Source organism: Kitasatospora sp. NPDC096204 (genome assembly GCF_044763205.1).
In the GTDB taxonomy this organism is placed as follows: Bacteria; Actinomycetota; Actinomycetes; order Streptomycetales; family Streptomycetaceae; genus Kitasatospora.
In genome coordinates this window covers 155271-164466 of the sequence record NZ_JBIWFT010000018.1, presented here as the reverse complement: position 1 = coordinate 164466, position 9196 = coordinate 155271, and the positions used below count along the sequence as shown (strand labels likewise).

7 protein-coding genes are annotated in these 9196 nt (G+C 71.7%); 2 read left to right on the top strand and 5 right to left on the bottom strand.

What is annotated here, in order from left to right; genetic code table 11:
* The 3 genes from ACIQ87_RS21480 to ACIQ87_RS21470 all read right to left on the bottom strand — a co-directional run.
* Window positions 1–983 (bottom strand): S1 family peptidase (locus ACIQ87_RS21480; RefSeq protein WP_402409019.1); only part of this gene is annotated, 983 nt, incomplete at its 3' end.
* A gap of 48 nt (window positions 984–1031) precedes the next feature.
* On the bottom strand, window positions 1032–1559 hold the full coding sequence (locus ACIQ87_RS21475) for a hypothetical protein (protein WP_402409016.1): 528 nt from the start codon (window positions 1557–1559) through the stop codon (window positions 1032–1034).
* A gap of 47 nt (window positions 1560–1606) precedes the next feature.
* A complete protein-coding gene (locus ACIQ87_RS21470) occupies window positions 1607–2098 on the bottom strand; it encodes a hypothetical protein (protein ID WP_402409013.1) in 492 nt (163 codons plus the stop codon).
* A 488-nt stretch (window positions 2099–2586) separates the two neighbouring features.
* On the opposite strand from ACIQ87_RS21470, the gene ACIQ87_RS21465 reads away from it, so the two are divergent.
* Complete coding sequence (locus tag ACIQ87_RS21465; RefSeq protein WP_402409010.1) at window positions 2587–6666, top strand: polymorphic toxin-type HINT domain-containing protein; 4080 nt, start codon at window positions 2587–2589, stop codon at window positions 6664–6666.
* A gap of 200 nt (window positions 6667–6866) precedes the next feature.
* Window positions 6867–7220, top strand: coding sequence for a hypothetical protein (locus ACIQ87_RS21460; protein ID WP_402409007.1), 354 nt, complete (start codon window positions 6867–6869; stop codon window positions 7218–7220).
* A 74-nt stretch (window positions 7221–7294) separates the two neighbouring features.
* On the opposite strand, the gene ACIQ87_RS21455 is transcribed toward ACIQ87_RS21460, so the two are convergent.
* Window positions 7295–7660 carry a hypothetical protein gene (locus tag ACIQ87_RS21455; RefSeq protein WP_402409004.1) on the bottom strand — a complete coding sequence of 122 codons (366 nt, stop codon included), beginning with the start codon at window positions 7658–7660 and terminating at the stop codon, window positions 7295–7297.
* Between the two features lie 310 nt (window positions 7661–7970).
* The gene (locus ACIQ87_RS21450; protein ID WP_402409001.1) at window positions 7971–9065 is read right to left on the bottom strand and encodes an alcohol dehydrogenase catalytic domain-containing protein; all 1095 of its coding nucleotides are present in this window, start codon (window positions 9063–9065) and stop codon (window positions 7971–7973) included.
* Window positions 9066–9196: the final 131 nt, after the last annotated feature.

Below are 9196 nucleotides of genomic sequence, written 5' to 3'. Positions count from 1 at the left end.
CCCCACGGCGTCCAGCCGCCGCCGACCTTGCCGTCACACGTGTACACGTGGCCGTCGGAACCGATGACGTAGACGTGCACGGTGTCACCGATGGCCACCGAGTCCACGGCGGTGAGGTCGCCACTCGGCAGGGGCCGCCAGCCACCGAGCCAGGTGCCGGCCCGGTAGTCGGCGACGGTCTCCCACAGCTTGCTGTCAGCGCCGATGGCCTGCACGTGCAGGCCAGACCGGACCTCCGCCGTACGGGAACGCTGGTACCTCACCCAGTCACCGAGATCGTCGACACGGGAGCTGGAGGCGCCGGTACGGGTCTCGGTGGCGGGCGTGCCCAGGCAGCCGCCCTGCCACGAGCGGGACGCGACGGCCACCAGCTCGGCCTTGCCGTTCACCTCACGGATCGCCGGGGCACCGGTGTCGCCCTTGCAGATCGCCGCACCGCCCGTACCGGTGATGCCGACAGCCGTCGCACTCACGGTGTCGAGCGAGAACACGCCGGTGTGCAGCTTCAGCGGCGCCCACTCGTCCTTGGTCCGGCCGAAACCGGGCACCCGCAGGCTCTGCCCGGCCGTCGGGGCCGTGGTCGCCAGCGCCAGCGGAGCGACCCCGTCCACCGGCGTGGACAGCCGAGCCAACACCAGGTCACGGTCCTGACGCGGCACCAACTCGACCACCTCGGCCGACTTCGCACCCACGGTGACGGACGACTTCCACTTCGGCGCACCCGCCGCCAGCACCTGCGGCTGCGCCGGGTCGTCCGAGAAGCACGACGCCGCGGTCAGCACCCAGTAGCGGTCCACCAGCGCACCCGTGCAGCCACGCAGGTAGTCACCGACGACGATCCGGGCGGTACTGGCGTACGTGTTGTCGGGAGCCGCGTCGCCCACCACGGCATGGGCCGGGGCGAAGGTGCTCAACGTGCCGACGGCCGTTGCCGCGGCCAGCAGACCCGCCCGCAGGTTGCGGGGCGAGGAGTTGCGAAGCATGTGTGTTCCCGGAGGTGAGAGGTGGCGTGTGGGTTCGGGCGGTGGCTGTCAGCCGGTGACGGTGAGCTCGGTGATGCCGGCCGGGGTGCCGCTGGTGCCTTCGCCGATGCCCTTGAAGCCGTCCTTGGGGACGTCGAGGGTCTGGGCGGTGCCGTCGAGGGTGAGGCCGACCTTCAGTGAGCGGCCGCCGCTGGTCTGGACGGCGAAGGCGTCGGGCAGTTGGAGGGTGAGGGTGCCGGTGGTGCCGGCGACGGTGAAGCAGATCCGGTTGTCCGGGTTGCCCGGGGCGCGGGTCCAGATCTGGATCTGGGTGGGCTTGGCGCAGTCGCCGAGCAGGATGTGGCCGTCGCCGCGTACCAGTTTGACCTTGGTGACGGTGTCGGCGCCGGGGTAGGTGAAGTCCTCGACGGCCGGGGGTGCGGCGGAGTTGTCGGCGGGGGGTGGGGTGGTGTCGGCGGAGGCGATCGCGGTGGCTCCGGCGAGCGCGGTCGCGGTCACGGCGGCGGCGGCGGCGAGCCACCGGCGTGTGGTGGTGCGGCCGGTCCTCCTGGTGCTGCGGAGGGGGGTGTGGGTCACCTGGGGCTCCATCGGGAAGGGTGAGCGGGGAGCGGTGCCGGTGGGGGTCAGCCGGTGATGCGCAGTTCGAGGAGCGCGGCGGGCTTGCCGGTGCCGGTGCCGCTGCCGATGCCGACGCTGGCGGCGGTGCCCTTGGCGATGTCGACGCTCTGGACGCCGTCCACGGTGGTGAGCTTGGCGTTGACCGAGTAGTCGTCGGTGCGGATGCGGAAGACGTTGGGCACCTCCAGGGTGAGGTAGCCGGTGGTGCTGGTGGCGCGGAAGCAGATCTGGTTGCCGCTGCTGTTGGGCAGGTCGAAGCTGAGGACGCTGATCTGGTTGTCCACGGCGCAGTCGGACAGCATGATGTGGCCGTCGCCGCGCAGCAGCTTGACGTTCGGGTACGGGGCCGGGCCGGGGTGGTTGAAGTCCTCGACCGCCACCGGCGCGGTCGAGTTGTCCGCGGGGGCGCCGTCGGCCGACGCGAGCGCGGTGGCGCCCAGCGTCACGGCCGCCACGACGGCACCGCCAACGAGCCAGCGGGACACGTGCTTTGCCATTCCTAATCCTTTTCGTTCAGCTGGTGTTGCCCTGAAGGGCGGATCCACGGATTGGCGCGAACCAACCCGCATGACCGGCGAACCGACCGGCGGTGACGAAGCGTCAATGTCGGTGGGAATGCCTTCGCCGGTCGCATTGCCGCCAATGTCGACGGCAGTGGAATCCGGCCCATCGAAGCAGATGAACTGACGTCTCGACAACTGTTTCCATGGTCAGATGGGGCGAGATGTCATGCTTTCGAAGGTAATAAGGAGTTCTTGGCGATGCGCTGCATTTGCAGGCCTATGCCCGTGGCCGTGGATCTCCCATGCCTTATCCGCCGGCAACAATCGGACTTCGTAGGCGTTCTGTCGCAGTGTCATTTGTCGTAGGCTCCGCTGCGGCCGTGATTCGGCCGACTCGACAGTGGAGGTTTCCCGTGCGCCTATCGATATCCCGCTCACAACGGCGAGGAAGGGGAGGGCCTCCGCTGCTGGGCAAGCTCTCCTTGAGCCTGCTGCCGCTCGCCCTGACGGCGGGTCTGGTGGGGGCCGGCATCCCGAACGCGGTCGCCGTCGAGCCGACCGACGACCAGGTCCGGCTGAGCGAGCGCGAGCGCACCGTACAGGCCTGGCTCAGCGGCGGTCCCCGCGTGCACCAGCTCGCCGAGACCGCGCTGGCAGGCTCCGACCAGGACGTCAAGCGGTTCCTGGACAACGACCTCGCCGGCGCCCAACACCTGGACGACCTGCTGGCCGCCACCCAGATCGAGAGCCTGGGCGGGCCCAAGGTCCGCGAGGCCGTGGACAAGGCCATCGGCGGCACCCCCGACCAGCTGCACACCTTCCTGCAAGGCGGCTGGCAGGCGGCGCTGGACGCGGACCGGCGACTGTGGATCACCCGGCTCACCGACCCGGCGATGGGCGCCGGACGCGGCATCCAGGCGGCCGGCGACGCCGCGCTGCGCAGCAACAGCAGTGACGACCTGCAGCGGTTCCTGACCGAGGGCCAGTTCGCCGCCAAGGACGCGGACGACCGGGTCAAGCTGGTCCAGATCCTGAGCGCGGGCGGCGCGAACACCCAGGCGGCGGCTCGTGCGGCGCTGAACGGGTCGATCGAGGACGTCCGCGACTTCCTCGCGGTCGGTCAGTACATCGCGCAGAACCGTGACCTGGAGCGCGCGAGCATCGCGCAGCTGGTCCAGCAGGCGAAGGAAGCGGGCGCGCAGGCGGCCCAGGAGACGGCTGCGGCCATCGACGCCAAGGACAAGGCGGTCTACGAGGCGCGGAAGGCCATGGAGGCCGCCGCCCTGGCCGCGTCCGAGACGCAGCAGGCCGGCAATGACGCGGCCAAGGCGACCGAGGCGGCGAACAAGGCCGCGACGGCGGCCGAGCGCGCGGGTGCCGCGGCGCAAACCGCGATGTCGGCCGCCAGGGCCGCCAACGCGGGCGCACGGGCCGCCGCCTACGCGGCGTCGAACGCCGCGGCCGCCGCGGCCGGGGCCCAGCGGGCCGCAGCCGATGCCGAAACCGCCGCGGCCGGGGCCGCCGGCGACGCGACGAAGGCACACGAAGCGCGGGTCGCCGCCGATGCCGCCACAGCTGCGGCGAAGCTGGCCGCGGAAGCGAACACGACGCTCGGTCACGCGAACGACGCCGCCAAGAGCAGCAAGGACGCGGCGGGCGCCGCGCTGAGCGCCAAGGGCAACGCGGACGCCGCGGCGGGATCCGCCGAGCAGGCGGGTGCCTACGCGGCCAGCGCCGGCGGCCAGTCGGCCAAGGCCAAGCAGGCCGCGGCGGCGACGCGCCGCCAGGCCGCCGAGGCCGGCCGTGCCGCCGCCGCCTCCCAGCAGTTCGCCACCGAAGCCTCGACGCAGGCCGCGGCCGCCGCAGAGCTGCTGAAGACCGCGGGCCAACACGCCACCGCGGCGGCCCAGGCCGCCCGGGACGCCGCCGACCACGCGGGCCAGAGCTCCAACGCCGCGCAGGAGTCGACCAACCACGCGAACGCCGCCTCCGGCTACGCCACGGAAGCCCAGAAGGCGGTCAACCAGGCCAACGACGTCCAGGACCTGGCCCGCCGCACCGAGGCCGAAGACCTCGCCAACCGCACCGCGGCCGCCGTGGAGAAGGCCCGCCAGGCCAAGGCCGACGAGACGGCGAAGCAGGAGCAGACCGGCCAGGCCGCCCAGGAGGTCCAGAAGGCGAAGGCCGAGGCCGACCGTCTCGCCCAGCTGGCCGACCAGCCCGGCACCACCCCGGAGCTGGTCGCCACCGACGGCCGCAAGCTCGCCATCCTCTCCCGGAAGATCTCCGGCTCCTGGGGAGCCGCCGCGGCCCAGGCGGCCCTGTCCGGCAATGACATCGCCGTCCTCAGCTACCTCAGGACCGAACGCCGGGCGGCCGAAGCACGGGACGCCCGCGAACACGCCGCGCAGATCTACGAGGACGACGAGAACGAGGCGGTCCGCACGGCCGCGTACACCGCGCTCCAGGGTGGTGCGGACCAGGTCAGTGCGTTCCTGGAGAGCGGGCAGTACGAGGCCGCGGCCTCCGACAACCGGCTGACGATCACCCGTCTCAGCGACAAGGCCGGCCCCGCCGTCAAGGCCGCCGCCGACGCCGCGCTGCGGACCAACACCCCGGCGGCCCTGCGGGACTTCCTCGGCAAGGGGCTGTCGGACGCGCAGGCCGCCGACGACCTTCTCACCGCCACCCGGCTCGAGGACTCCCCGACCACCGAGCCCGAGCTCAAGGCCGCAGCCAGGATCGCCCTCGAAGGCCCGGTACTCAAGCTGCGCGCCTTCGTGGCCGAGGGTCAGTTCACCGCCCAACAGAAGGACCGGCTCACCGCCGTCCACGTCGCCGACGTCAAGGGTCTGATCGCCGAAGCCACCGCCGCATCGGCGACGGCCCAGAAGAACGCGGCCACGGCCCAGGCCGCCGCCGCCCTCGCCCGCGACGCTGCCGACGAGGCCCGTGGCTACGAGGCCGCGGCCACGGCGTCGGCCACCACCGCCGCCGACCACGTCGCCAAGGCCCAGGCCGCCGCCGACGCCGCCCAGGCCGACGCAGCCAAGGCCGCGGCTGCCGCGAAGGCCGCCAAGGCCGCCAAGGCCTCCGCCAACCGCGACGCCGCTGCCGCGATGTACTCCGCCAGGCAGGCGGAACACTCCGCCGGCGAGGCACGGTTCGCGGCATCGAATGCCTACGGCGCCGCGAACTCCGCCCGGGCCTCCGCGGAGGCGGCCGGCAAGGACGCGACAGCTGCGGAGCAGTCCCGGATCGACGCCTTCGCCAGCTACCAGACCAAGTACGAAGCCGAGGAGAAGGCCCGGCTCGCCAGGCTCGCGGAAGAGCGCAAGAAGGCCGAGGAGCAGGCCAGGGAGGCCAAGCAGAAGCAGGAGACGATCGCGGCGCTGGAGGAGGAGCTCAAGAAGCAGAAGGAGGACAACGACAACATCAATGCTGTCTACCGCCTCTTCTCCGAGAGCGTCCACCTCACCCTCGACGTCATCGGCGGTGCGGGCGGTGTCATCGCCCCCGGCCTCGCCGACATCGCCGACCTCGTCAACTGCGCCTACTACGCCATCGAGGGCCGGACCCAGGACGCCTACCTCTCCTGCATCGCGGCGATTCCCCTCGTCGGCGACGGCGCCGCCGTCGCCAAGTTCGCCAAGTGGGCCAAGAAGTTCGGCCCCTGGGGCGAGAAGGCCGCCGAGTTCATCAAGAAGCTGGTCGGCCGGCTCCCCAAGTCCTGCCCCGTCAACAGCTTCCCGGCCGGCACCCGCGTCCTCATGGGCGACGGCTCCACCCGTCCGATCGAGACGGTCAAGGCGGGCGACGAGGTCCTCGCCACCGATCCCGCGACCGGACTGACGGCGCCGCGCCGCGTCAGCGCGACGATCTACACCCCGGACGACCGTGACTTCACCGACGTCTCCCTGGGCGCCGGGCAGTCCCTGACCAGCACCGACCACCACCCCTTCTGGTCCGAGAACCAGAAGCAGTGGATCGACGCCGCCGAGCTCAAGACCGGCGACGAACTGCGCGACCCGGCCGGACAGCCCCGGCGCATCGAGAGCGTCCGGCACTGGAACACCCTCCAGCCCGCCTACAACCTCACCGTCGACGACCTCCACACGTACTACGTCCTCGCCGGCGAGACGCCGGTCCTGGTGCACAACGCCGAGGTCTGTGGGGTCGCACTGGGGATCCAGAAGGAGGGCGATCTCCGCAACTTCGCGGACAGCAACCGGTACGAGCACTTCCTCGACAAGACACAGGAGGGCGCGCTGGCAGCCGTCCGGGACGTCGCCAACGAGCAGCCCGGTCGTCGGATCTACGTCGTCCTCGACGGCTTCAGGATGTCCAACGGAAAGGCCGGAACGCCGCAGGAGCTCTTCGAGGACTTCTACAAGGAAGGCCGCATCGACAGGAGCTACATCACGACCCAGCGGGAGATGAACATCCTCGGAGAGGCCGTCAGGCTGGGCAACCGGTCATGGGAATCGATCACGTTCCGCTGGCAGGGCAAGGACATCTCACTGACCCTGCCCGACTTCAACGCCCTTCGGGCCGCCGGATGACCAGGAAGCCGGCCGTCACGTTCCACCGGGGGCGTACCGACGGCGACTAGTCGGTCCAGCCGTCGAATCGGCTAACGTCGACCGAGAGGTCCCTTCTGTCGCGGCCACTGCTGCCGTCCGAAGGGGCCTTTCGGCCGTTGCGTCACGTTCGCGAGGGCCTGACGTGCCGAATCCTGTGTTTCCATCGAATGGGGAAGTTCATGCGTCTGATCGAGTGGGACCGCGAGTTCAGGATCTGGGCCTACGGGTTCAGCTACTCCAGACTCCTGCTCCGGAGCGCGCCGAGGTTCGACGCCGACGAGCGCATCGAGGTCCTCTTCAGCAATGTCCACCACATGAGCATCTCGGCGGACATGTCGAGCCTGTCGATCGACCGGATCGAGACGCCGGAGGAATCGCGCGAGTTCGGCATCGCCTTCCCTCCCGCCCCCAAGGAACTGTTCGTCCTGAACTCGGGCGCCGGTTACGTGATCGCGACCCACTGCCAGTGGAACGTGGATCACGAGTGGCTTGACGCGCCGTCGCACTTCTCGCCGTTTCGGGCGGTGAAATAGGGGCGCGGCGGCGGAGAGGGGGCCGCGGGGGATCCGCGGGCGGCGGGGGATCCGCGGCCGCCCGCGGCCGGGGGTCAGCAGCCGATGTAGCGCATGCTGACGCTGGTGAAGTGGGCGCCCGAGGGGGCGTGGAGGGTGATGGCGCGGGACTTGCCCTTGCCGCCGGCCCAGTCGCTGTCGACGTAGCCGCCGCTGGAGAGGGCGCCGCGCACGTAGGGACAGCGGCCGTCCGCCTTGGTGTCGTGGACCGTGCCCACGACCTTGGTGTTGTAGTTGCACCACTTGCCGTTCGCGTAGCCCTCGCCGGAGCTGATGCTCCAGTTCTGGGTGCAGGAGTCGGCGGGCGGCGCGGCGTGGGCGGCGGTGGCCGGGAGGAGCAGGGAGGCGAGGGTCAGAGCGGCGACGGCGGCTCCGTGGACGGCGAGACGGCGCTTGGACATGGCGGTACCTCCACACGGGTGCACGGTGGACATCCGGGCCGGGGCGGCGGGGCTGGCGCGGCGCACCACGCGGCGTACGGCGCGCGTGGCGGTCGGATGGTCCCGGGCGACGGCCCGGCCTCGGCGGTCCATCGAGCGTGACGTATTCGAACGACCGTCGTCAACAAGCGAGTTGGTCGTGGAGGGTGGCGAGCCGCCCCTGGGGCACCGGGGCGGCCCGGGTGACCCAAGGGGTACGTCCCGCACCATGGGGGTGGGCCGGACGATCGCCCGGGTGCGCGAGCTTCGGTACTGGGTTCGGTACGAACGCTCAGCGGCCGGTGGTGAGGACCATGCGGAAGCGGGCCCTCCCGCTGGTCATCTTGTCCACCGCGGCGGCGGCCTCCTCCAGCGGCACTTCCTCGATCCACGCCCGCACACCGCTGAGGGCCGCGAAGCGCAGCGTGTCCTCGGTGTCGACGGCGGTGCCCGAGGAGTGGCCGTAGACCCTGCGGTCACCGGTGATCAGTTGCAGCGGGCTGACCGAGATGCCGTCGGTCGAGACGCCCACGACGATGAGCTCGCCGCGCCGCCCGAGTCCGTCGACGGCGGCGGACACGGCGTCGGCGTTGGTGACGGTGGACAGGACCACCTTCGCGCCGCCGAGGGCCCGCAGGGCCAGGGCGACGTCACCGACGGTGCTGTCGATGTAGTGCTCGGCGCCGAGCTGGTGCGCCAGCGGCTCCTTCTCCGCGCCGCGGGCGATGGCCACGGTGCGGAAGCCCATCGCACGGGCGAACTGCACACCCAGATGGCCCAGTCCGCCCAGACCCAGCACGGCGACGGTGTCACCGGCCCGGGCGCCGGAGCGGCGCAGGGCGTTGAAGACGGTGATCCCCGCGCAGGCCAGCGGGGCGGCCTCGGCGGCGCTCAGCTCGTCGGGGATCGCGGCCAGTGCCATGGCCGGGGCGATGACGCTGTCGGCGTAGCCGCCGGGGTAGGCCGCGCCGGGGACCTGCAGCTCGGGGCAGTGGATGCCGTCGCCCGAGCGGCAGGCCTCACAGTGTCCGCAGCTGCCGCCGTACCAGCCGACGGCCACCCGGTCGCCGACCTTCCAGCCCTCCACCCCTTCCCCGAGCGCGTCGATGCGGCCGGCGATCTCGTGGCCGGGGGTGACCGGGAAGGTCGTGCCGGGCAGGGCGCCGCCGGCGATCAGGAGGTCGGAGTGGCAGACGCCGCACGCCTCGACGGTGATCCGCACCGCCCCTGGCCCCGGCTCGCGGACCGGCACCTCGGACAGTTCGGGCACCGCGCCCGGGGCGGCGACCCGCACGGCGCGCTGCGGACCGTCGGAACCCGAGGAGGAAGGGGACGAGGAGGACGAGGAGGACGAGGAAGGGGACGGGGAGTGCGAGGAGGCGGCCATGGGTGGAGACCCTTCTGTACGGGGGCGAGGCGGGGCGCCACGCGCACCCGCCGGTCCCACCAGCTTCGTACGTCCACCACCGTTTGTCCGCGCACCGCCGGTCGGGACCGTGGGCGCGTCGAGCCCGCCAA

What these genes read in the sequence shown, in the direction of transcription:
- ACIQ87_RS21450 (WP_402409001.1), bottom strand. Translation starts at nt 9,065, where the DNA reads ATGGCCGCCTCCTCGCACTCCCCGTCCCCTTCCTCGTCCTCCTCGTCC.
- ACIQ87_RS21455 (WP_402409004.1), bottom strand. Translation starts at nt 7,660, where the DNA reads ATGTCCAAGCGCCGTCTCGCCGTCCACGGAGCCGCCGTCGCCGCTCTG.
- ACIQ87_RS21460 (WP_402409007.1), top strand. Translation starts at nt 6,867, where the DNA reads ATGCGTCTGATCGAGTGGGACCGCGAGTTCAGGATCTGGGCCTACGGG.
- ACIQ87_RS21470 (WP_402409013.1), bottom strand. Translation starts at nt 2,098, where the DNA reads ATGGCAAAGCACGTGTCCCGCTGGCTCGTTGGCGGTGCCGTCGTGGCG.